Annotated in this window: 35 protein-coding genes; all 35 read right to left on the bottom strand. The window is 46.1% G+C overall.

The features are described from left to right. Positions 1-94: 94 nt before the first annotated feature. Positions 95-415, bottom strand: a complete 321-nt coding sequence (locus BN1360_RS06775) for a TFIIB-type zinc ribbon-containing protein (protein ID WP_068779128.1) — start codon at positions 413-415, stop codon at positions 95-97. Positions 416-481: 66 nt separating this feature from the next. After that, entirely contained in the window at positions 482-1,300 is an 819-nt protein-coding gene (truA, locus tag BN1360_RS06770; protein WP_068779127.1) for a tRNA pseudouridine(38-40) synthase TruA, read from the bottom strand. Between the two features lie 303 nt (positions 1,301-1,603). Beyond that, complete coding sequence (rplQ, locus tag BN1360_RS06765) at positions 1,604-1,969, bottom strand: 50S ribosomal protein L17 (RefSeq protein WP_068779126.1); 366 nt, start codon at positions 1,967-1,969, stop codon at positions 1,604-1,606. 44 nt (positions 1,970-2,013) lie between these two features. After that, complete coding sequence (locus BN1360_RS06760) at positions 2,014-2,958, bottom strand: DNA-directed RNA polymerase subunit alpha (RefSeq protein WP_068779125.1); 945 nt, start codon at positions 2,956-2,958, stop codon at positions 2,014-2,016. A 132-nt stretch (positions 2,959-3,090) separates the two neighbouring features. Then, the gene (gene rpsK, locus BN1360_RS06755) at positions 3,091-3,486 is read right to left on the bottom strand and encodes a 30S ribosomal protein S11 (protein ID WP_009226663.1); all 396 of its coding nucleotides are present in this window, start codon (positions 3,484-3,486) and stop codon (positions 3,091-3,093) included. 20 nt (positions 3,487-3,506) lie between these two features. Then, a complete protein-coding gene (rpsM, locus tag BN1360_RS06750) occupies positions 3,507-3,875 on the bottom strand; it encodes a 30S ribosomal protein S13 (RefSeq protein ID WP_068779124.1) in 369 nt (122 codons plus the stop codon). A 20-nt stretch (positions 3,876-3,895) separates the two neighbouring features. Beyond that, on the bottom strand, positions 3,896-4,009 hold the full coding sequence (gene rpmJ, locus BN1360_RS06745) for a 50S ribosomal protein L36 (protein ID WP_068779123.1): 114 nt from the start codon (positions 4,007-4,009) through the stop codon (positions 3,896-3,898). 258 nt (positions 4,010-4,267) lie between these two features. Continuing rightward, positions 4,268-4,483 (bottom strand): translation initiation factor IF-1, encoded by a 216-nt coding sequence (gene infA / locus BN1360_RS06740; protein ID WP_068779122.1) that lies wholly within the window; start codon positions 4,481-4,483, stop codon positions 4,268-4,270. 2 nt (positions 4,484-4,485) lie between these two features. Continuing rightward, complete coding sequence (locus BN1360_RS06735) at positions 4,486-4,794, bottom strand: KOW domain-containing RNA-binding protein (protein WP_068779121.1); 309 nt, start codon at positions 4,792-4,794, stop codon at positions 4,486-4,488. 9 nt (positions 4,795-4,803) lie between these two features. After that, the gene (map, locus tag BN1360_RS06730) at positions 4,804-5,556 is read right to left on the bottom strand and encodes a type I methionyl aminopeptidase (protein ID WP_068779120.1); all 753 of its coding nucleotides are present in this window, start codon (positions 5,554-5,556) and stop codon (positions 4,804-4,806) included. Then, positions 5,556-6,206: an adenylate kinase gene (locus BN1360_RS06725; protein WP_068779119.1), complete on the bottom strand. Its 651-nt coding sequence runs from the start codon at positions 6,204-6,206 to the stop codon at positions 5,556-5,558. The genes map and BN1360_RS06725 overlap by 1 nt, the downstream gene beginning before the upstream one ends. Positions 6,207-6,299: 93 nt before the next feature. Beyond that, positions 6,300-7,598 carry a preprotein translocase subunit SecY gene (gene secY / locus BN1360_RS06720; protein ID WP_068779118.1) on the bottom strand — a complete coding sequence of 433 codons (1,299 nt, stop codon included), beginning with the start codon at positions 7,596-7,598 and terminating at the stop codon, positions 6,300-6,302. Then, entirely contained in the window at positions 7,598-8,038 is a 441-nt protein-coding gene (gene rplO / locus BN1360_RS06715) for a 50S ribosomal protein L15 (protein ID WP_068779117.1), read from the bottom strand. The genes secY and rplO overlap by 1 nt, the downstream gene beginning before the upstream one ends. Positions 8,039-8,135: 97 nt before the next feature. After that, positions 8,136-8,321 carry a 50S ribosomal protein L30 gene (rpmD, locus tag BN1360_RS06710; RefSeq protein WP_068779116.1) on the bottom strand — a complete coding sequence of 62 codons (186 nt, stop codon included), beginning with the start codon at positions 8,319-8,321 and terminating at the stop codon, positions 8,136-8,138. A gap of 13 nt (positions 8,322-8,334) precedes the next feature. Next, positions 8,335-8,832 (bottom strand): 30S ribosomal protein S5, encoded by a 498-nt coding sequence (rpsE, locus tag BN1360_RS06705; protein ID WP_068779115.1) that lies wholly within the window; start codon positions 8,830-8,832, stop codon positions 8,335-8,337. Positions 8,833-8,858: 26 nt separating this feature from the next. Further along, the gene (rplR, locus tag BN1360_RS06700) at positions 8,859-9,227 is read right to left on the bottom strand and encodes a 50S ribosomal protein L18 (RefSeq protein WP_068779114.1); all 369 of its coding nucleotides are present in this window, start codon (positions 9,225-9,227) and stop codon (positions 8,859-8,861) included. Positions 9,228-9,308: 81 nt separating this feature from the next. Continuing rightward, entirely contained in the window at positions 9,309-9,851 is a 543-nt protein-coding gene (gene rplF / locus BN1360_RS06695; RefSeq protein ID WP_068779113.1) for a 50S ribosomal protein L6, read from the bottom strand. A 30-nt stretch (positions 9,852-9,881) separates the two neighbouring features. Next, on the bottom strand, positions 9,882-10,280 hold the full coding sequence (rpsH, locus tag BN1360_RS06690; RefSeq protein WP_068779112.1) for a 30S ribosomal protein S8: 399 nt from the start codon (positions 10,278-10,280) through the stop codon (positions 9,882-9,884). Between the two features lie 30 nt (positions 10,281-10,310). Continuing rightward, positions 10,311-10,496 carry a type Z 30S ribosomal protein S14 gene (locus BN1360_RS06685; RefSeq protein ID WP_010348808.1) on the bottom strand — a complete coding sequence of 62 codons (186 nt, stop codon included), beginning with the start codon at positions 10,494-10,496 and terminating at the stop codon, positions 10,311-10,313. A 46-nt stretch (positions 10,497-10,542) separates the two neighbouring features. Then, positions 10,543-11,085, bottom strand: coding sequence for a 50S ribosomal protein L5 (gene rplE / locus BN1360_RS06680; protein WP_068779111.1), 543 nt, complete (start codon positions 11,083-11,085; stop codon positions 10,543-10,545). A gap of 33 nt (positions 11,086-11,118) precedes the next feature. Then, the gene (rplX, locus tag BN1360_RS06675; protein WP_018753983.1) at positions 11,119-11,472 is read right to left on the bottom strand and encodes a 50S ribosomal protein L24; all 354 of its coding nucleotides are present in this window, start codon (positions 11,470-11,472) and stop codon (positions 11,119-11,121) included. Positions 11,473-11,529: 57 nt separating this feature from the next. Continuing rightward, positions 11,530-11,898 carry a 50S ribosomal protein L14 gene (gene rplN, locus BN1360_RS06670; RefSeq protein WP_068779110.1) on the bottom strand — a complete coding sequence of 123 codons (369 nt, stop codon included), beginning with the start codon at positions 11,896-11,898 and terminating at the stop codon, positions 11,530-11,532. Between the two features lie 36 nt (positions 11,899-11,934). Further along, on the bottom strand, positions 11,935-12,198 hold the full coding sequence (gene rpsQ, locus BN1360_RS06665; protein ID WP_068779109.1) for a 30S ribosomal protein S17: 264 nt from the start codon (positions 12,196-12,198) through the stop codon (positions 11,935-11,937). A gap of 50 nt (positions 12,199-12,248) precedes the next feature. After that, positions 12,249-12,446, bottom strand: a complete 198-nt coding sequence (gene rpmC, locus BN1360_RS06660; RefSeq protein ID WP_068779108.1) for a 50S ribosomal protein L29 — start codon at positions 12,444-12,446, stop codon at positions 12,249-12,251. Beyond that, entirely contained in the window at positions 12,436-12,870 is a 435-nt protein-coding gene (gene rplP / locus BN1360_RS06655; RefSeq protein WP_019635775.1) for a 50S ribosomal protein L16, read from the bottom strand. The genes rpmC and rplP overlap by 11 nt, the downstream gene beginning before the upstream one ends. Before the next feature lie 2 nt (positions 12,871-12,872). Then, positions 12,873-13,541: a 30S ribosomal protein S3 gene (rpsC, locus tag BN1360_RS06650; RefSeq protein WP_068779107.1), complete on the bottom strand. Its 669-nt coding sequence runs from the start codon at positions 13,539-13,541 to the stop codon at positions 12,873-12,875. Between the two features lie 13 nt (positions 13,542-13,554). After that, complete coding sequence (rplV, locus tag BN1360_RS06645) at positions 13,555-13,887, bottom strand: 50S ribosomal protein L22 (protein WP_068779106.1); 333 nt, start codon at positions 13,885-13,887, stop codon at positions 13,555-13,557. Positions 13,888-13,923: 36 nt separating this feature from the next. Further along, positions 13,924-14,202, bottom strand: a complete 279-nt coding sequence (gene rpsS / locus BN1360_RS06640) for a 30S ribosomal protein S19 (protein ID WP_068779105.1) — start codon at positions 14,200-14,202, stop codon at positions 13,924-13,926. A gap of 72 nt (positions 14,203-14,274) precedes the next feature. Then, the gene (gene rplB, locus BN1360_RS06635; protein WP_068779104.1) at positions 14,275-15,105 is read right to left on the bottom strand and encodes a 50S ribosomal protein L2; all 831 of its coding nucleotides are present in this window, start codon (positions 15,103-15,105) and stop codon (positions 14,275-14,277) included. Between the two features lie 28 nt (positions 15,106-15,133). Then, a complete protein-coding gene (gene rplW / locus BN1360_RS06630) occupies positions 15,134-15,424 on the bottom strand; it encodes a 50S ribosomal protein L23 (protein ID WP_068779103.1) in 291 nt (96 codons plus the stop codon). After that, positions 15,424-16,047: a 50S ribosomal protein L4 gene (gene rplD / locus BN1360_RS06625; RefSeq protein ID WP_068779102.1), complete on the bottom strand. Its 624-nt coding sequence runs from the start codon at positions 16,045-16,047 to the stop codon at positions 15,424-15,426. Before rplD ends, rplW begins: the two co-directional genes overlap by 1 nt. A 26-nt stretch (positions 16,048-16,073) precedes the next feature. After that, a complete protein-coding gene (gene rplC / locus BN1360_RS06620) occupies positions 16,074-16,697 on the bottom strand; it encodes a 50S ribosomal protein L3 (RefSeq protein ID WP_068779101.1) in 624 nt (207 codons plus the stop codon). Between the two features lie 44 nt (positions 16,698-16,741). Continuing rightward, complete coding sequence (gene rpsJ, locus BN1360_RS06615) at positions 16,742-17,050, bottom strand: 30S ribosomal protein S10 (RefSeq protein WP_006676490.1); 309 nt, start codon at positions 17,048-17,050, stop codon at positions 16,742-16,744. Between the two features lie 466 nt (positions 17,051-17,516). Next, complete coding sequence (locus BN1360_RS26190) at positions 17,517-17,642, bottom strand: hypothetical protein (RefSeq protein WP_256872519.1); 126 nt, start codon at positions 17,640-17,642, stop codon at positions 17,517-17,519. Positions 17,643-17,721: 79 nt separating this feature from the next. Continuing rightward, positions 17,722-18,912, bottom strand: a complete 1,191-nt coding sequence (gene tuf / locus BN1360_RS06610) for an elongation factor Tu (protein ID WP_068779100.1) — start codon at positions 18,910-18,912, stop codon at positions 17,722-17,724. Between the last annotated feature and the right edge of the window lie 48 nt (positions 18,913-18,960).

Genomic DNA, 18,960 nt, shown 5'->3' with positions numbered 1-18,960 from the left:
GTATTCTTAATCGGGGCTGTGGGATAGCCATTAAGAAACACAACTTCTATTTTACAGGATGAAAAAGTAATGCGCAAGTGTTTTTTGAATGAAATCAGTCAAAAAGATCTCCAAATACATCGAGCACAGACTTCTTCTTCCTATACTTGTTGTTGTACCCCTGATTATGCTTCCCGGCATAAGGATCCCCATAGCCGTGGCCATGATTTGCTGAGTGATTGGTATGCTGCTGCGACTGATCCCGATGATCATACCACTCATTAAAAGCCGGTCTGATCTCACGCACCTCACTCATCAGCTTCTCCAGTTCACCACGATCCAACCATACACCTTTACATTCCGGACAGACATCAATCATAACTCCATCCTTCTCAATCTCTCTCATCCGAACATCATCGCACACAGGACATCTCATACAACATTACCTCCTAATAGTAACGTAATTGACTCATTCTGTATTCATGTACGGACATAGGTACGATTAAGTTTCGTAATTATTCGGATCGGTTAGATCACCTGCAGTGAGATCCGCCTCCTCATAGAGAACCTCCCACAACATCAGCCCTTTACTCTCTGCGGTTGGTCCGGCGGCAGCACGATCGTAGGCCTCTAATATTCTCTTCATATCCTCCGGCTTCCGTTTACCCTCGCCTACCTGAAGCAGAGTACCCACGATAATCCGCACCATATGCTGCAGAAAGCCGCTCCCGGTCATAAATATATGGATGACCCCCTGCTCATGCGAACCGGAGCACTTCCCCGACCGATCTACTTCAATCCAGGCCTTATAAATCGTACGCACATGGCTCGCCTTGGTCGAATGACGAGAAGCAAAGGAAGTATAGTCATGAGTTCCAATCAAATACTTCAGACCCTCCTGCATGCCCTCCACATTTAACCGACCAGGATGATGAACTTGATAACGACGGTTAAATACATCAGGCACCCGATTCGCGTTGATCGAGAATCTATAGGTCTTCCGTTTTGCCGATCGGCGGGCATGAAAAGACAGCGAGACCTCCTGCACATCCGTTACGCGTATATCGGCCGGCAGCCGGCCATTCAGCGCCATTCTCCAGCGATCCACCGGAATCTTCGATTCCGTATGCATATGGAAAGGCTGCTCTCTGGCATGAACCCCAGCATCTGTACGCCCCGAACCGTGGATCTTCACAACCTCGCCTGTCAACCCTAGAATCGCTGTCTCCAGATGATCCTGAATGGTATTGCCATCGGGCTGGGTCTGAAACCCGAAATATTCAGTTCCATCATAGCTGACGGTCATTAACAGGTTACGCATTAAGATCCTCCCTCCGGTAAACAATAAGGTTAGAGGCGTTCAAAAAGCAGATTCGGCATCGCAGCTTGAATTCAGCCGGGCCTCGGTGTTTACGTACCAACGACGTACTTGTCCCCAAGAACCCGGCTTCTTCCAACTAAAGCGTTTGGTAAAACGCACATTAAATCTTAGGCTTCGGTGCAGAAAAATGATCTCTTTGAACTTGATATAAAAACTTCCCTTTGCACAGAAAAACTCTCCGCTAGCTAAGCCACATAAGCCGAGCCGACAGAGAGTTTCACGTACAATGGGTTATCCCCGGTATTAAGCGCGGTCTACCAGTTCCAAGTAAACCATAGGCGCAGAGTCACCGCGGCGTGGTCCCAATTTCAAGATACGAGTGTATCCGCCTGGACGCTCAGAGTAGCGTGGTGCCAGCTCCGAGAACAGTTTTTGAATTGCATCTTGCTGACCGTCGATGGATTCACGACGAACATAAGCTGCAACTTGACGACGAGCATGCAGATCTCCCTGTTTTGCCTTGGTGATCAGCTTCTCAGCGATTGAACGAACTTCTTTCGCTTTAGCCTCCGTCGTTTGGATACGTTCATATAAGAACAGGTCGGTTACCAGGTCACGAAACAAAGCTTTACGAGCACTGGAATTACGGCCCAACTTTTGGTATGCCATTTGAGTTTTCCCTCCTTCGCTAGAGACGATTCAATAAAAAGAGTTTATTCTTCCGTACGAAGTCCTAAACCAAGCTCCTCGAGCTTCTCTTGAACCTCTTCCAAAGATTTACGACCCAGGTTACGCACCTTCATCATATCTTCTTCCGTCTTCGTGGTCAGCTCTTGCACCGTATTGATGCCGGCACGTTTGAGACAGTTATAAGAACGAACGGACAGATCGAGCTCTTCAATCGTCATTTCAAGAACTTTCTCTTTCTTGTCTTCTTCCTTCTCAACCATGATTTCAGCGTCCTTCGCTTCGTCAGTCAACCCAACGAACAGAAAGAGATGCTCGGTCAAAATTTTTGCTCCGAGACTAACCGCTTCTTCAGGTTTAATGCTGCCATCGGTCCATACTTCAAGCGTCAGCTTGTCATAGTTGGTCACTTGGCCAACACGGGTATTCTCTACAACGTAATTGACGCGAGTAATCGGGGTATAGATCGAATCGACGGGAATGACTCCGATCGGCTGATCGTCTCGTTTATTACGATCTGCTTGAACATAACCACGACCACGTCCCGCATAAATGCGCATATGAAGTCTCGAACCCGGCTCCAGCGTTGCAATATGAAGCTCCGGATTCAGGATTTCCACATCGCTGTCCGCACGGATATCTCCTGCTGTAACTACTCCTTCACCTTCCGCATCGATCTCAAGGATTTTCTCCTCATCCGAATGGATTTTAAGTGAAAGAGCCTTCAGGTTCAGAATGATTTCCGTCACGTCCTCCATTACACCTGGGACAGTCGAGAATTCATGCAGAACACCATCGATTTGGACCGAGGTTACCGCAGCACCAGGCAGGGAAGATAGCAAAATCCGGCGAAGCGAGTTACCCAAAGTGGTGCCATAACCACGCTCTAGTGGTTCCACTACAAATTTACCATAGGTGCCTTCATCGTTAACTTCAACGGTCTCAATTTTCGGCTTTTCGATTTCTATCACGAAAGTACCCCTCCTTCAAACACTCGTTCCTACGCAAACTGCCATGTCTACTGAAGTCTTATCATGTAGTATGCCTAAACAACCATTGTTACCAAAATATGCTGTTGCTATACCACACTAGATGCGGCTTCATTATACACGACGGCGTTTTGGAGGACGGCATCCATTGTGAGGAATCGGAGTCACGTCTTTAATCATGTTAACTTCAAGGCCTGCCGCTTGCAAAGAGCGGATAGCGGCTTCACGGCCGGCTCCAGGACCTTTAACCATAACCTCGACAGTTTTCATGCCATGTTCCATAGCTGCTTTTGCAGCAGATTCAGCTGCCATTTGTGCAGCAAACGGAGTGGATTTACGGGAACCCTTAAATCCAAGACCGCCGGAGCTTGCCCATGAAATTGCGTTGCCATGTGGGTCTGTAATCGTAACGATCGTATTGTTGAAGGTGGAGCGGATATGTGCTACACCAGACTCAATATTTTTGCGATCACGACGTTTTGTACGTACGACTTTTTTTGGTTTAGCCATTGTTCAGTTATCCTCCCTTCTTATTTCTTCTTGTTCGCTACAGTACGACGAGGACCCTTACGAGTACGGGCATTCGTTTTTGTACGTTGTCCGCGAACAGGCAGGCCACGACGATGACGTACACCGCGGTAGCATCCGATTTCGATCAAACGCTTAATATTTAAAGAAATTTCACGACGCAGGTCACCTTCAACCTTGACCGTCTTGTCGATCGTTTCGCGTAGTTTGCTAACCTCATCTTCCGTCAAATCACGAACACGAGTGTCCGGACTGATGCCTGTTGTGCTCAGGATTTTCTGGGAAGTCGTTTTACCGATTCCGAAAATGTAAGTTAAGGCGATCTCAACGCGTTTATCACGTGGCAAATCCACACCAGCTATACGTGCCATTTTACGCTACACCCCCTTCTTTAACCTTGTTTTTGTTTGTGCTTTGGATTTTCACAAATCACCATGACGTGGCCTTTGCGACGAATGACTTTGCATTTTTCGCAAATAGGCTTTACAGAAGGTCTTACCTTCATGTTGACTACCTCCCTAAAGTTTTGCGAAGCAAAACTCTCTTCCTAAGGATTAGCTAGGTTGCAGTGCAATCCTAACTTCTAACATTGTGATCGAGCTCTGCTTGGCAAAGCCCTCTTCACAAAGATGAACAAGTCTTACGTATCGTAAAACTTGTCTCGATAGCAGCCTGTAATACAGACTATTCCATCATACTGTAAAGACTAAACTTCAATCAACCTTAATATAGTACCACAAAATAAAAGTAAAAGATATGGTATCTATTTACGATACGTGATACGTCCCTTGGTCAGATCATATGGTGATAATTGAACCACCACTTTGTCTCCCGTCAGAATCCGAATAAAGTGCATCCGCAATTTACCGGATACGTGAGCGAGAATTTGATGACCGTTCTCAAGCTCTACCTTGAAGGTAGCGTTAGGCAACGGCTCAACCACCGTTCCTTCTACTTCAATGACATCTTCTTTGGACACATTCAGTCTCCTTTCTCTTCGGCATTAGCATTGGCGGATGCTATATATACGCTAACTGCATGACGCAGTTTACCGTTTGTCACCCTACCGCTTTCTTGCAAACTTTGAACAACCTCGCTGCTGATCATGGACTGAAGTTCAAGATGTTGAACGTTCTTACGTTTAGGCTGATCGAATTTGCGTTTGTCTCCATTCGCGATCAACACGAACCGGTCATCCACAATCTCAATGATCACATAAACGTCGCCTGCATCTCTGCCTTTCAGCACCTTCGCCAGCTGGCCAACTTGTGGTACAGAGCGGTGCATCATGATAACCACCTACTCATCCAGCTTGGTAAGGATCTCCATGCCGTCCGCCGTGACTGCTACTGTATGCTCAAAATGAGCACAAAGTGAACCGTCCACCGTAACGACTGTCCAATTATCTTCCAGCGTTCTTACGAATCGCTCTCCCGCATTGACCATCGGTTCAATAGCAAGCACCATACCCGCTTTGAGCCTAGGTCCGCGATCAGGCGTACCGTAATTCGGAATCTGCGGCTCTTCATGCAGTTCAGTTCCTACGCCGTGACCGACATATTCACGAACGACCGAGAAGCCTGCATCTTCAATGTAACGTTGGATTGCATGCGATATCGTATATAAGCGCACATCGGGTTTAACAAGAGCCAGGCCAGCGAACAGAGATCCTTCTGTCACATCCAGAAGTTTCTGTGCCTCAGCGGATATTTCACCAACTGGATACGTCCACGCCGAGTCTCCATGATAGCCACGATATTGCGCACCTATATCAAGCGTAATGATGTCGCCTTCGTTCAATTTGCGTTTGCCGGGAAAGCCATGTACCAATTCATCGTTGACCGAAGCGCAAATGCTGTAAGGAAAACCGTTGTAATCCTTAAAAGACGGCAAAGCGCCTTGACTGCGTATGAACTTGTCGGCGATGTGATCGAGTTCACCCGTCGTAATTCCAGGCTCGATTGATTGCGCCATGAGCCTGTGCGTTTCCGCGACGATCCGCCCTGCTTCTCTCATAAAGCCTAGTTCCGTTTCGGATTTACATATGATCATTACACCTGACCTCGCAGTATAGATACGATCTCTTTGGAAACCGAATCAATTTCCTGTTCTCCATCAACTTGACGAAGCAAACCTTTATCTTCATAAAACTTGAGGAGAGGTGCAGTTTTGTTGATATATTCGTCCAGCCGAGTGCCTACGCTCTCTTCGTTGTCGTCGGAGCGTTGGTACAGCTCACCGCCGCACTTATCACAAACACCTTCCTGAGCAGGAGGATTAAAGATCACATGGTACGTAGATCCGCATGACTTGCAGATACGACGTCCGGTAAGACGCGCCATCAGCTTGTCACGATCTACCTTCAGGTTAATGACATGCTCCAGCTTTCTGCCAAGCCCGTTCAGCAGTTCTTCCAGCGCTTCCGCTTGCGAAAGGGTTCTTGGAAAACCGTCCAATAAAAAACCATTTTCGCAATCGGACTGCTGCAGGCGCTCACGAACAATGCCAACTGTAACATCATCAGGCACCAGGAGGCCTTTATCAATATACTCCTTCGCTTTCATTCCAACAGGAGTACCCTGCTTCATCGCCAGACGAAATGCATCGCCTGTCGAAATATGCGGAATGCCGAATTCATTAACGATAACCTCAGCTTGTGTCCCTTTACCTGCTCCAGGAGGCCCCATGAATAAAACGTTCATGTTTTTTTCACTCCCTCCTAGAATCTCCTTACAAGAAACAGCATAATAGGCGCCAGGAGAGCTAAAGTTCAAACTCGGCCTGGTACCTATCTACTATTTATTAATAAAGCCTTTATAGTGCCGCTTAATCAATTGTCCCTCAATCGTCTTCATCGTATCCAGTGCAACACCAATTACGATCAGAATCGAGGTTCCGCCGATTTGTACAGTCTTAGGCAGGTTAGCCAAAGCGCCCAAACCAACTGGAAGAATTGAAATCACAGCCAGGAACAGAGCTCCTGTCATTGTCAGACGCGTCAATACCCGTGTCAAATACGTTTGTGTCGCTTTACCCGGACGAATGCCCGGAATAAATCCGCCATTTTTCTTCATGTTCTCAGCAAGCTGCTGCGGGTTCATCTGCACGAAGGTGTAGAAGAACGTGAATCCGATAATCATCACAACATAAAGCACCATACCTAATGCATGGTCAATAGCGAGGTTCTGGCTCACCCAGCGTGCCCAGCCATGAGTTGACCAGAAGCTGGCAATGATAACCGGGAATTGCAGAAGCGAGACAGCAAAGATGACTGGAATAACGCCCGCCGAGTTAATCTTCAGCGGAATATGTGTATTCTGGCCACCATACATCTTATTGCCCACCACGCGCTTAGCATATTGCACTGGAATTTTACGAATCGCTTGTTGGATGTAAATTACACCAATAACGATAAGTACGCAGACCAATACGATTGCAATCGCCTTTACCACATTCATGAAGGTTTGTCCTTCAACGATAAATTCGGAGCGGGCAATACTCTGGATATGAGACGGGAACGCAGCGACGATCCCGGCAAAGATAATCAGCGAAATCCCGTTGCCGATCCCTTTGTCTGTAATCTGCTCACCAAGCCACATCAAGAACGAAGTACCTGCTGTCAACACGATAGCGATGACAAGATAACTCGCAAATGTTGCGTTAGGCACCATCTCAGTACCATACAAGCGGTTGAATCCGATCGAAGTCGCAAACGCTTGAATCAATGCCAGAACTACCGTACCGTAGCGGGTAATCTGGGCCATTTTCTTCTTGCCATACTCCCCTTGTTTCGCCCATTCCGCAAATTTCGGAATGACATCCATAGAGAGTAGTTGAACAATAATGGACGCCGTAATATACGGCATGATCCCGAGCGCAAAGATGGAGAAGTTCTTGAGAGCACCGCCCGAGAAGGTGTTCAGGAACCCGAACAAGTCGCTTCCTGCATTGTTGACCGTCTCAAACACCCGGGTATCAACACCCGGAACCGGAACGAAGGATCCGATCCGATAGATGATAAAGATAAACAATGTAAACAGAATACGTGTGCGCAGGTCCTTCACGTGCCAAATGTTCTTAATGGTTTTAAACATTAGATCACCTCGGTTTTACCGCCGGCAGCCTCGATTTTCTCTACCGCAGATTGAGAGAACTTATTAGCTTTAACCGTCAATTTGACAGTAACTTCACCGTTGCCAAGAATCTTGATGCCGCTTTTAGCGTTTTTCACGATACCTTGATCCATCAACAGTTCAGGAGTAACCTCTGTACCCGCCGCAAAGCTGTTAAGTTCCTCGATGTTCACAATCGCATACTCTTTCCGCGTCGGATTGATAAATCCGCGTTTTGGCAAGCGACGATACAACGGGTTTTGACCGCCTTCGAAGCCCGGACGAACACCACCGCCGGAACGAGCGTTTTGACCTTTGTGACCACGCGAAGATGTTTTACCCATACCGCTACCAGTACCGCGGCCAACGCGTTTGCGTTCGTGACGGGAACCAGCAGCTGAGGAAAGCTCATGTAACTTCATCGTTCGTTGCACCTCCTTATTTATTGTTGGCATTAGCCCATAACGTTAACCCGCTTTATGCGGGTCAGTTAGTACTGAATGCAGTTATCGCTTCAGATTACTCCGCAATCTCTTGAACCTTAACCAGATGGCTTACTTGGTTAACCATGCCACGAATAGCAGGATTATCAGTATGAACCACGGTTTGGTTAATTTTGCGAAGTCCCAATGTTTTCACGGTAGTACGTTGGTTCTCCGGACGTCCGATCAAACTACGCACGAGGGTAATTTGCAATTTAGCCATGAGAATTCCCTCCTTAACCGAGTAGTTCTTCGACGGATTTACCGCGTAATTTCGCAACATCTTCAGCGCGTTTCAGACGGGAAAGACCCTCCAAAGTCGCGTTGACCATGTTGATGGAATTCGAAGAACCTAAAGATTTTGTAAGAATGTCGCCTACGCCTGCAAGTTCGAGAACCGCACGAACAGGACCACCGGCGATAACTCCTGTACCTTCTGATGCTGGTTTCAACAGAACGCTACCAGCGCCAAAACGTCCAGTTACCAAGTGAGGGATTGTAGTCCCTACGATTGGTACGTAGATAAGATTTTTCTTCGCATCGTCAATACCTTTGCGAATCGCATCTGGAACCTCGCCAGCTTTACCGATACCAGCACCAACCCAGCCTTTGCCGTCACCGACAACTACCAGTGCGCTAAAGCTAAAACGACGTCCGCCTTTAACTACTTTAGCAACACGGTTAATGTGTACTACTCTTTCAGTCAGTTCTAAAGTGTTCGGATCTACACGCAAGTGATTTACCTCCTTTTATAAATATTTTAGAATTCAAGACCTGCTTCACGAGCTGCTTCTGCCAAAGCTTGAATTCGTCCATGATACAAGTAACCGCCGCGGTCGAATACCACAACTTTCTTGCCTTGCTCTTGTGCACGCTTAGCGATCATTTCTCCAACTTTACGTGCGGATTCAACGTTAGCGCCGTTTTTGATTTCACCGTTCAGTTCTTTTTCAACTGTCGAAGCGGATACGATCGTTACACCAGCCACATCATCGATCAATTGAGCATAGATGTGTTTGGAGGAACGGAATACGTTCAGTCTTGGACGTTCAGCCGTACCAGTCACTTTTTTACGTACACGCAGATGTCTTTTCAGACGTGCTTTATTCTTATCGCCTTTAGTGATCATGACTTTCATTTCACTCCCTTCGGTTTACCTTCAAACCATTTCGATTATGCTACCCTCAGGCAAGCACAATAAGAAGAAACATTATTTCTTCTTACCAGCTTTACCTTCTTTACGAATAATACGTTCGCCTTCGTACTTAATACCTTTACCTTTGTAAGGCTCAGGTGCACGTACAGCACGAACTTTCGCAGCATATTCGCCTACGCGTTCTTTGCTGATCCCTTTAACGATGATCTTTGTGTTGGCAGGGACTTCAAATTCGATTCCTGCTTCCGGAGTGATTTCTACCGGATGGGAGTAACCCACGTTGAGTACCAGTTTCTCGCCGGATTTGCTTGCGCGGTATCCGACACCAACTAGTTCAAGAGTTTTGGAATAACCTTCAGTTACCCCGCTCACCATGTTGCTCACTACACTGCGAGTAGTACCGTGCAGAGAACGATGCAATTTATTATCAGAAGGACGTTCTACGAGGATTTGGTTGTCTTCAACCGTTACCTTAATGTCCTTATGAATCTCACGAGTCAAAGTGCCTTTAGGGCCCTTCACTGTAATGACGCTATTATTAAGTGTGACATCCACACCACTAGGTACTGTAATTGGTTTGCGACCAATACGTGACATTTGCTGCACCTCCTTGTTTTGTGACGTTAATTACCAAACGTAGCAGAGAACTTCTCCGCCGGCTTTCGCTTGACGAGCTTCCTTGTCGGTCATAACTCCCTTGGAAGTAGAGATAATCGCGATACCCAAGCCGCCGAGAACGCGAGGAACTTCGTTGCTCTTTGTATAGACGCGAAGACCTGGTTTACTGATTCTTTTCAAACCAGTAATAACGCGCTCGTTGTTGGATCCGTATTTCAAGAAAACACGAATGATCCCTTGTTTATTATCATCGATATACTCCGCATCACGGATGAAACCTTCGCGTTTCAAGATCTCAGCGATTTGTTTCTTGATCGTGGATGCAGGCATTTCCACCGTCTCGTGACGAACTGTGTTCGCATTACGAATACGTGTAAGCATATCTGCAATTGGATCTGAAATGTTCATTCATGAAACCTCCTTCCCGTTGTTGATGGTTTACCAGCTTGCCTTCTTAACGCCAGGGATCTGGCCTTTATATGCTAATTCGCGGAAGCAAATTCTGCAGATTTTAAACTTTTGCAATACTGAGTGTGGACGACCACAACGTTCGCAGCGAGTATAAGCCCGCACTTTGAATTTTGGCGCACGTTGTTGTTTAACTTTCATTGAAGTTTTTGCCACTGAACCTGACACCTCCTAAATAATTTCGGAGCTGTTATGCCATTTATTATTTAACAAATGGCATTCCGAGCCCTGTAAGCAGCTCGCGGGACTCTTCGTCCGTTTTAGCTGTTGTAACGATAACGATATCCATACCACGTACTTTGTCTACTTTGTCATACTCGATCTCAGGGAAGATCAATTGTTCCTTAAGACCAAGTGTGTAGTTACCGCGTCCATCAAACGCTTTGTTCGATACGCCGTGGAAGTCACGAACGCGTGGAAGCGTTACGTTGAACAATTTGTCGAGGAAATAATACATGCGTTCGCCGCGAAGAGTTACCTTCACACCGATTGGCATGTTCTCACGGAGTTTGAAACCAGCGATGGATTTCTTAGCGCGAGTGATTACTGGCTTTTGACCAGCGATAAGTTGCATATCATTAACTGCAGAGTCAAGCACCTTCGAGTTAGCAACAGCATCACCAACACCCATGTTGATAACTACTTTCTCAACTTTCGGCACTTGCATCACTGTAGAGTAGTTGAATTTTTGAATCAAAGCAGGTGTTACTTCGTTCAAATAGCGTTCTTTTAATCTAGCTGCCATGAATCATGGACCTCCTTTCTTATCATTCCTGGATTAATCGATCACTTCACCGGACTTCTTAGCTACACGAACCTTCTTGCCGTTGTCCAATACTTTGTAACCGATACGAGTTACTTTTCCGCTCTTAGGATCAACGTGCATTACGTTCGATACATGAATCGGAGCTTCCTTCTCGATAATGCCGCCTTGTGGATTCAATTGGTTCGGCTTTTGGTGTTTCTTCACCATGTTCACGCCTTCCACAAGAACGCGGTTCTCACGAGGATAAGCGGCGATGACGCGGCCTTTTTTGCCTTTGTCTTTACCGGAGATCACGATAACCGTGTCATCCTTCTTAACATGAAGCTTATTGTTGTGGGATTCCAAAATCTTTTTCAATCTAGGCATCTATTTACACCTCCTGTTTCGCACAGCTTAACGTACCACTGGGATACGCTATCTTTATTAGATAACTTCCGGAGCCAAGGAAACGATTTTCATAAAGTCTTTATCGCGAAGTTCGCGGGCAACTGGTCCAAAAATACGAGTACCACGTGGGCTCTTGTCTTCTTTAACAACTACCGCTGCGTTCTCATCAAACGCGATGTAAGAACCGTCTTTACGACGTACGGAACGTTTTGTACGAACAACAACCGCTCTGACTACATCACCTTTTTTGACAACGCCGCCTGGTGTTGCTTGTTTCACAGAACAAACGATCAAATCGCCAATTTGTGCTGTGCGACGACCAGTACCACCCAAAACGCGAATGCACATCAGTTCCTTCGCGCCAGAGTTATCAGCCACATTCAAACGTGTAAATGGTTGAATCATCGTTATATCCTCCCTTCAATCGAAACTACGGTGCTATTAAATAACAATTGCTTTTTCGACAACTTCAACGAGTCTCCAGCGCTTGTCTTTAGACAACGGACGTGTTTCAGCAATTTTAACAGTATCACCGATTTTAGCTGTGTTATTTTCATCATGCGCTTTAAATTTCTTCGTATATTTCATGCGTTTATGATAAAGGTCATGTTTCTTGTAGGTTTCTACTGCTACAACAATGGTCTTATCCATTTTGTCGCTTACGACTTTACCAATTTGCACTTTACGGGCGTTACGTTCGCTCATGGTTAGCCTCCTTCCTGAACATTCGCGCTTGGTCCGAGCCAGGCGCAATATTAGCTAATCCCAAGTTCTCTTTGACGTAATACGGTTTTAGCACGAGCTATTTCCTTACGCACATCACGGATCCGAGTCGGGTTATCAAGCTGGCCAGTAGCCAATTGAAAACGGAGGTTAAAGAGTTCTTCTTTAAATCCTGCAACTTTTTGTTCAATCTCAGCAGTGGTTAAGTTGCGAAGTTCATTAGCTTTCATTTGCTTCACCACCCAATTCTTCACGTTTCACAAACTTAGTCTTGATTGGCAGTTTGTGAGCGGCAAGACGCATAGCTTCACGAGCAATTTCCTCCGATACACCGGCAAGTTCAAACATGATCTTACCCGGTTTCACAACTGCAACCCACTTCTCTACGTTACCTTTACCGCTACCCATCCGAACTTCAAGAGGCTTTTGAGTAATCGGCTTGTCAGGGAAAATTTTAATCCATACTTTACCGCCCCGTTTGATATAACGCGTCATTGCAATACGCGCTGCTTCAATTTGACGGTTTGTAATCCAAGTTGGCTCAAGAGCTTGCAGACCGTATTCACCGAAGTTCAATTCAGTGCCGCCTTTTGCTTGGCCTCTCAGACTACCGCGTTGTTGCTTGCGGTGTTTTACACGTTTTGGTACCAACATGATTAGTTGCCTCCTTCCTGAGCAGCTGGTTGTTTCTTAGCCGTAGGAAGAACCTCTCCACGATAGATCCATACTTTCACGCCAATACGTCCATAAGTCGTATGTGCTTCTGCCGTACCGTAATCGATGTCGGCGCGGAGCGTATGAAGTGGAACAGTTCCTTCACTGTAGCCCTCTGTACGAGCAATTTCAGCACCGCCGAGACGACCGCTGACTGCTGTCTTAATCCCTTTCGCTCCTGAACGCATAGTTCTTTGGATTGCTTGCTTCAAAGCACGACGGAAAGAAACACGACGTTCCAATTGTTGTGCGATGCTCTCAGCAACGAGAATTGCGTCAAGATCAGGGTGTTTAATTTCAGAAATATTGATGTGAACCTTCTTGCCACCTGCGATCTTCGTAATTTCATTACGCAGATTTTCAACTTCCGAACCACCTTTACCGATAACCATACCTGGTTTCGCAGTGTGGATCGTCACATTCACACGATTAGCCGCTCTCTCGATTTCAATGCGAGATACTGCGGAGTCTTTCAATTTATTCTTCAGGTGTTCACGAATTTTAACGTCTTCAAGCAAGAGATCACCGAAATCTTTGCCTGCATACCATTTGGATTCCCAATCACGGATAATCCCTACTCGTAATCCGACCGGATTTACCTTTTGGCCCACACGTTTTCCCTCCTTATTTTTCGGATACCACCAAAGTAATGTGGCTTGTGCGTTTGTTGATCCGGCTAGCACGTCCCATTGCACGAGGGCGGAAACGTTTCATTGTCGGACCTTGGTTTACGTAAGCTTGCGTAATAACCAATTTATTTACATCCATAGAATAGTTGTGTTCAGCATTAGCAATCGCCGAATTCAGAAGCTTCTCCAAGATCGGGGATGCGCCCTTTGGAGTATGGCGGAGAATTGCGATCGCTTCGCCAACTTGCTTACCACGGATCAAGTCAACTACGAGTTGAGCTTTGCGGGGAGCAATGCGAACAGACTTTACATGTGCTTTAGCTTCCATGTGTTGTTACCTCCTCTCAAACGAAGAACTTATCGTTTAGCGTCTCGTTTTCTTGTCGTCATCCGTATGACCTTTGTAGGTACGGGTTGGAGCAAATTCACCAAGTTTATGTCCTACCATGTCCTCTGTTACGTATACAGGTACGTGTTTGCGTCCGTCGTATACACCAAAAGTATGGCCGATGAATTGTGGGAAAATTGTCGAACGGCGCGACCAAGTTTTAATAACCACTTTCTTGTTCGATGCGCTCGCTTCTTCCACCTTTTTCAACATATATCCGTCAATAAAAGGTCCTTTTTTAAGACTACGGCTCATTTAATATCCTCCCTTCATACTGCTTGTTTCGAACTATAATTCACTGCCGTGAAGTGATCCGCGAGGCGCGGATTACTTCGTGCGGCCACGAACGATATACTTATCAGATGCTTTGCCTTTTTTACGCGTCTTGTAACCAAGGGTTGGTTTGCCCCAAGGAGACAATGGCGATTTACGGCCGATCGGAGCACGACCTTCACCACCACCATGAGGGTGATCGTTAGGGTTCATAACAACACCGCGAACTTCAGGACGTTGGCCCTTCCAGCGATTGCGGCCCGCTTTACCGATCTTGATCAATTCATGGTCTGCATTACCTACAGAACCGATTGTAGCGCGGCAAACTTTAAGAATTTTACGCATTTCGCCAGAAGAAAGACGAACGGTTACGTATTTGTCTTCTTTACCGAGCAATTGAGCTTCAGTACCGGCAGCACGAACGAGTTGTCCGCCTTTACCTGGTTTCAGCTCGATGTTGTGGATAACTGTACCCACCGGGATGTTCTCAAGTGGAAGTGAGTTTCCGATTTTGATGTCGGAACCTACGCCAGACTCGATAACGTCGCCTACTTTAAGCCCTTGTGGAGCAATAATGTAGCGTTTTTCACCGTCAGCATAGTTGATCAAAGCGATGTTAGAAGTCCGGTTCGGGTCGTACTCGATAGTAGCAACGCGGCCTGGAATTCCATCTTTGTTCCGTTTGAAGTCGATGATACGATATTTACGTTTGTGTCCACCGCCATGGTGACGCACAGTAATTTTACCTTGGTTGTTGCGACCAGCTGTTTTGCTCAGTGGCGCAAGCAAGGATTTCTCCGGAGTATCTGTGGTGATTTCTTCGAATGTCGATACGGACATTCCACGTCTTGCCGGAGATGTCGGTTTATACTTTTTGATAGGCACTAGATTTCCCTCCTTACTTTAGACAATTTTATACCGATTCAAAAAATTCGAGCGGTTTGCTGTCCGGAGTCAAAGTCACGAACGCTTTCTTCCATTCCGGAGTATAACCGAAATGACGTCCATAACGTTTTGGCTTGCCAGGAACACGCAGAGTATTCACATTGCTCACTTTAACTTTGAAGATCTCTTCAACCGCTTTTTTAATTTCGGTCTTGTTGGCACGAATGTCGACTTCGAACACATATTTAAGTTCGTTCATGTAATCAGCAGTACGTTCTGTGATTACCGGACGCTTAATAATATCACGAGGATCTTTCATTACGCGAGCACCTCCTCTACCTTCTGAACTGCTTCCTTCGTAATGATCAGTTTGTCGTGCGAGAGCACGTCAAGAACATTAATGCCGTCAGCTGCTACAAATTTAACACCAGGGATATTACGAGCGGAAAGTGCTACATTGTCGTCATAGCTAGGAGCTACAACAAGCGCCTTGCGATCAACCTTCAGGTTGTTCAAGATGGCAGCAAATTCTTTAGTCTTAGGTGCATTCAAGCTCAAAGCATCAAGTACGATAATGTCCTGATCGATAACTTTAGCAGACAAAGCCGATTTGATCGCCAGACGACGAACTTTTTTCGGCAATTTGTAAGCATAGCTGCGTGGAGTCGGTCCGAATACGATACCGCCACCAACCCATTGCGGAGAACGGATCGAACCTTGACGGGCACGTCCTGTTCCTTTTTGCTTCCAAGGTTTACGACCACCGCCGCGAACTTCGGAGCGTCCTTTTACTTTATGGGTACCAAAGCGAAGGGAAGCGCGTTGCATAACAACAGCTTCATGAAGCACATGAGTGTTCGGTTCGATACCGAATACTGCATCGTTCAATTCTACCTCGCCAACTTGGCTACCGCTAACATTAAAAACTGCTACTTTTGGCATTTTTTGTTCCTCCTTTCTTCAGTTAATTATTTTTTGATGGTTTCTTTAACTTTTACGAAACTATTTTTAGGACCTGGGATCGAACCTTTAACGAGCAGTACATTACGTTCTGCATCAACCTTCACGATTTCAAGCTTCTGAATCGTTACAGTTTCGCTACCCATATGTCCTGGAAGACGTTTGCCTTTAGGAACACGGTTCGCTTGGATGGAACCCATAGAACCAGGTCTACGATGGTAACGGGAACCGTGAGCCATAGGGCCGCGGCTTTGTCCCCAGCGTTTAATTACGCCTTGGAAACCTTTACCCTTCGAAATACCTGTTACGTCAACAAATTCGCCCTCAGCAAAAATATCAACTTTGACCTCCTGGCCAACTTCATATCCTGCCAAGTCAACACCGCGAATTTCGCGAACGTAGCGCTTAGGCGTTGTATTTGCCTTTTTCGCATGACCAGCTTCCGGCTTAGTTACTCTGCTTTCTTTCTTATCGGAGTAGCCAAGTTGGATCGCTTCATAGCCATCGTTCTCTACGTCTTTCTTTTGCAGAACTACGTTAGAGCTTGCTTCAATAACTGTAACAGGAATGACATTACCTTCTGGGGTAAATACTTGAGTCATCCCGAGCTTTTTCCCTAAGATACCTTTCATGTTGACACCTCTTTTCCTCTTTCGTTTCCATTCAAAAATGGATATTACAATTTAATCTCGATATCTACACCGGACGGCAGGTCCAAGCGCATCAAGGCATCCACAGTTTGTGGAGTCGGGTTCACAATATCGATCAAGCGCTTATGAGTGCGCATTTCGAATTGTTCCCGGGAATCCTTGTACTTGTGTACCGCACGGAGAATAGTAATCACTTGTTTCTCGGTTGGAAGCGGAATCGGTCCAGATACACCAGCACCCGAACGTTTTGCCGTTTCAACGATTTTCTCTGCGGATTGATCAAGAATTCTGTGGTCGTAAGCTTTCAAACGAATACGAATTTTTTGCTTTGCCATTTTATTCCCTCCTTCTATCGCCCAATTTGAGATCGGACATACTCCATGGAAATTTTCCAACCACCTAACCCATGGCAAAGGGGCCGGGTGTGTCAGTAACCTCCCACTTCATCGCAACGTCACAGAACAACATTCATTATTATATAGAAAAGCTGTGCTCATTGCAAGCAAAATTTATTATATTTATCTTATTATTCTGAATCCTTTGATTTTGGGGATGACGCATTCGATGTGCCTTCCGTTCTGGCAGCCTGAGACATCAGTTCAAACCGATTTCTTCTATATATAAAGGAATGTTTAATTCGGATTTCCACAGTTGCAAGCTCATTCGAGCTGCGCTGCACAAACTCTATAATATGAAGAAACACATCTCTTCTTGAATCTGATGCTCATTTTCTGACCAAACCAACTGCTTACAACGCAACTGCAACAACCTCCATACTTTTGTTGTCATTCTTAAGGGCTGCTAAAGTTGGTTCATGATTTGTACAGCTATAAATCCGGCTTCCTCTGATAGCTTCTTGACCTCGTGGGCTACCATTCTAGATCCCCGCCCTTGTTCACCGCCACCCGCTGTTCTCGCTGCTCTCACGGTCACATCCTCCAACAGGCCATACATGCAAAAAGACTCGTTCCATAAGGAACGAGTCTCTAAGAAGCATAAGCTTAAATTATTTGCTGATGGATACAACAGCGCCGGATCCAACAGTACGTCCGCCTTCACGGATGGAGAAGCGAGTTCCTTCTTCAATCGCGATTGGGGAGATCAGGGAAACAGCAACTTCGATGTTGTCGCCAGGCATAACCATTTCAGTACCTTCTGGCAGGTTGATAACACCTGTAACGTCAGTTGTACGGAAATAGAATTGTGGACGGTAGCCAGTGAAGAAAGGCTTATGACGTCCGCCTTCTTCTTTAGTCAATACGTATACTTGAGCGGTAAACTCAGTATGCGGATTAACGGAAGCTGGCTTTGCCAATACTTGACCGCGTTCGATTTGGTTACGGTCAACACCACGGAGCAATGCACCGATGTTATCGCCTGCTTCAGCGGAATCAAGCAATTTACGGAACATTTCTACGCCAGTAACGACGGATTTCTTAGTTTCTTCGCGGATACCCACGATTTCGATTTCGTCGCCGACTTTAACAGTACCACGCTCTACACGGCCTGTAGCAACTGTACCACGGCCAGTGATGGAGAATACGTCCTCGACAGGCATAAGGAATGGCTTGTCAACTGGACGCTCTGGAAGCGGAATGTACTCGTCGATGATTTCAAACATTTCAACGATTTTCTTAGCCCAGTCGCCGTCTGGGTTCATGAGAGCTTCACGAGCGGAACCATGGATGATTGGAGTATCATCGCCTGGGAATTCATATTCGTTCAGCAAGTCACGAACTTCCATTTCAACCAATTCAAGAAGTTCAGCGTCTTCAACCATGTCGCATTTGTTCAAGAATACAACGATGTAAGGAACGCCTACGTTACGGGACAACAGGATGTGCTCGCGAGTTTGCGGCATTGGGCCGTCAGCTGCGGATACAACCAGGATTGCTCCGTCCATTTGAGCAGCACCAGTGATCATGTTTTTAACATAGTCGGCGTGCCCTGGGCAGTCAACGTGTGCATAGTGACGGTTAGGAGTTTCATATTCAACGTGGGAAGTGGAGATTGTGATACCACGTTCGCGCTCTTCTGGAGCTTTGTCGATTTGATCGAATGCTACAGCAGCACCGCCATAAGTTTTGGACAACACAGTTGTGATCGCTGCAGTCAGCGTAGTTTTACCATGGTCAACGTGACCAATTGTACCGATGTTAACATGCGGTTTTGTACGTTCGTATTTAGCCTTTGCCATTTTAAACATTTCCTCCTTAAAAATAAGATTAATATGTTGGACTAACCT

Origin of the sequence: Paenibacillus sp. GM2, from assembly GCF_900069005.2 — a bacterium.
Lineage (GTDB): Bacteria > Bacillota > Bacilli > Paenibacillales > Paenibacillaceae > Fontibacillus.
This window is presented reverse-complemented; position numbering and strand designations above follow the sequence as displayed.

Excerpts from the sequence above, each read along its gene's own strand:
- rpsQ (WP_068779109.1), bottom strand. The coding sequence starts at position 12,198 with ATGAGCGAACGTAACGCCCGTAAAGTGCAAATTGGTAAAGTCGTAAGC.
- rplO (WP_068779117.1), bottom strand. The coding sequence starts at position 8,038 with ATGAAGTTACATGAGCTTTCCTCAGCTGCTGGTTCCCGTCACGAACGC.
- rpsM (WP_068779124.1), bottom strand. The coding sequence starts at position 3,875 with ATGGCACGTATAGCTGGTGTGGATTTGCCACGTGATAAACGCGTTGAG.
- rplN (WP_068779110.1), bottom strand. The coding sequence starts at position 11,898 with ATGATTCAACCATTTACACGTTTGAATGTGGCTGATAACTCTGGCGCG.
- rpmD (WP_068779116.1), bottom strand. The coding sequence starts at position 8,321 with ATGGCTAAATTGCAAATTACCCTCGTGCGTAGTTTGATCGGACGTCCG.
- rplF (WP_068779113.1), bottom strand. The coding sequence starts at position 9,851 with ATGTCACGTATTGGTCGCAAACCAATTACAGTACCTAGTGGTGTGGAT.
- rpmC (WP_068779108.1), bottom strand. The coding sequence starts at position 12,446 with ATGAAAGCTAATGAACTTCGCAACTTAACCACTGCTGAGATTGAACAA.
- rplP (WP_019635775.1), bottom strand. The coding sequence starts at position 12,870 with ATGTTGGTACCAAAACGTGTAAAACACCGCAAGCAACAACGCGGTAGT.
- rplW (WP_068779103.1), bottom strand. The coding sequence starts at position 15,424 with ATGAAAGATCCTCGTGATATTATTAAGCGTCCGGTAATCACAGAACGT.
- rplR (WP_068779114.1), bottom strand. The coding sequence starts at position 9,227 with ATGATCACTAAAGGCGATAAGAATAAAGCACGTCTGAAAAGACATCTG.
- rplV (WP_068779106.1), bottom strand. The coding sequence starts at position 13,887 with ATGGAAGCTAAAGCACATGTAAAGTCTGTTCGCATTGCTCCCCGCAAA.
- rplD (WP_068779102.1), bottom strand. The coding sequence starts at position 16,047 with ATGCCAAAAGTAGCAGTTTTTAATGTTAGCGGTAGCCAAGTTGGCGAG.
- map (WP_068779120.1), bottom strand. The coding sequence starts at position 5,556 with ATGATCATATGTAAATCCGAAACGGAACTAGGCTTTATGAGAGAAGCA.
- rplQ (WP_068779126.1), bottom strand. The coding sequence starts at position 1,969 with ATGGCATACCAAAAGTTGGGCCGTAATTCCAGTGCTCGTAAAGCTTTG.
- rpsJ (WP_006676490.1), bottom strand. The coding sequence starts at position 17,050 with ATGGCAAAGCAAAAAATTCGTATTCGTTTGAAAGCTTACGACCACAGA.
- rplE (WP_068779111.1), bottom strand. The coding sequence starts at position 11,085 with ATGGCAGCTAGATTAAAAGAACGCTATTTGAACGAAGTAACACCTGCT.
- secY (WP_068779118.1), bottom strand. The coding sequence starts at position 7,598 with ATGTTTAAAACCATTAAGAACATTTGGCACGTGAAGGACCTGCGCACA.
- BN1360_RS06735 (WP_068779121.1), bottom strand. The coding sequence starts at position 4,794 with ATGATGCACCGCTCTGTACCACAAGTTGGCCAGCTGGCGAAGGTGCTG.
- rpsH (WP_068779112.1), bottom strand. The coding sequence starts at position 10,280 with ATGAACATTTCAGATCCAATTGCAGATATGCTTACACGTATTCGTAAT.
- tuf (WP_068779100.1), bottom strand. The coding sequence starts at position 18,912 with ATGGCAAAGGCTAAATACGAACGTACAAAACCGCATGTTAACATCGGT.
- BN1360_RS06725 (WP_068779119.1), bottom strand. The coding sequence starts at position 6,206 with ATGAACGTTTTATTCATGGGGCCTCCTGGAGCAGGTAAAGGGACACAA.
- truA (WP_068779127.1), bottom strand. The coding sequence starts at position 1,300 with ATGCGTAACCTGTTAATGACCGTCAGCTATGATGGAACTGAATATTTC.
- rplC (WP_068779101.1), bottom strand. The coding sequence starts at position 16,697 with ATGAAAGGTATCTTAGGGAAAAAGCTCGGGATGACTCAAGTATTTACC.
- BN1360_RS06775 (WP_068779128.1), bottom strand. The coding sequence starts at position 415 with ATGAGATGTCCTGTGTGCGATGATGTTCGGATGAGAGAGATTGAGAAG.
- rpsS (WP_068779105.1), bottom strand. The coding sequence starts at position 14,202 with ATGAGCCGTAGTCTTAAAAAAGGACCTTTTATTGACGGATATATGTTG.
- rpsK (WP_009226663.1), bottom strand. The coding sequence starts at position 3,486 with ATGGCTAAACCAAAAAAAGTCGTACGTACAAAACGTCGTGATCGCAAA.
- rplX (WP_018753983.1), bottom strand. The coding sequence starts at position 11,472 with ATGCCTAGATTGAAAAAGATTTTGGAATCCCACAACAATAAGCTTCAT.
- rpmJ (WP_068779123.1), bottom strand. The coding sequence starts at position 4,009 with ATGAAGGTAAGACCTTCTGTAAAGCCTATTTGCGAAAAATGCAAAGTC.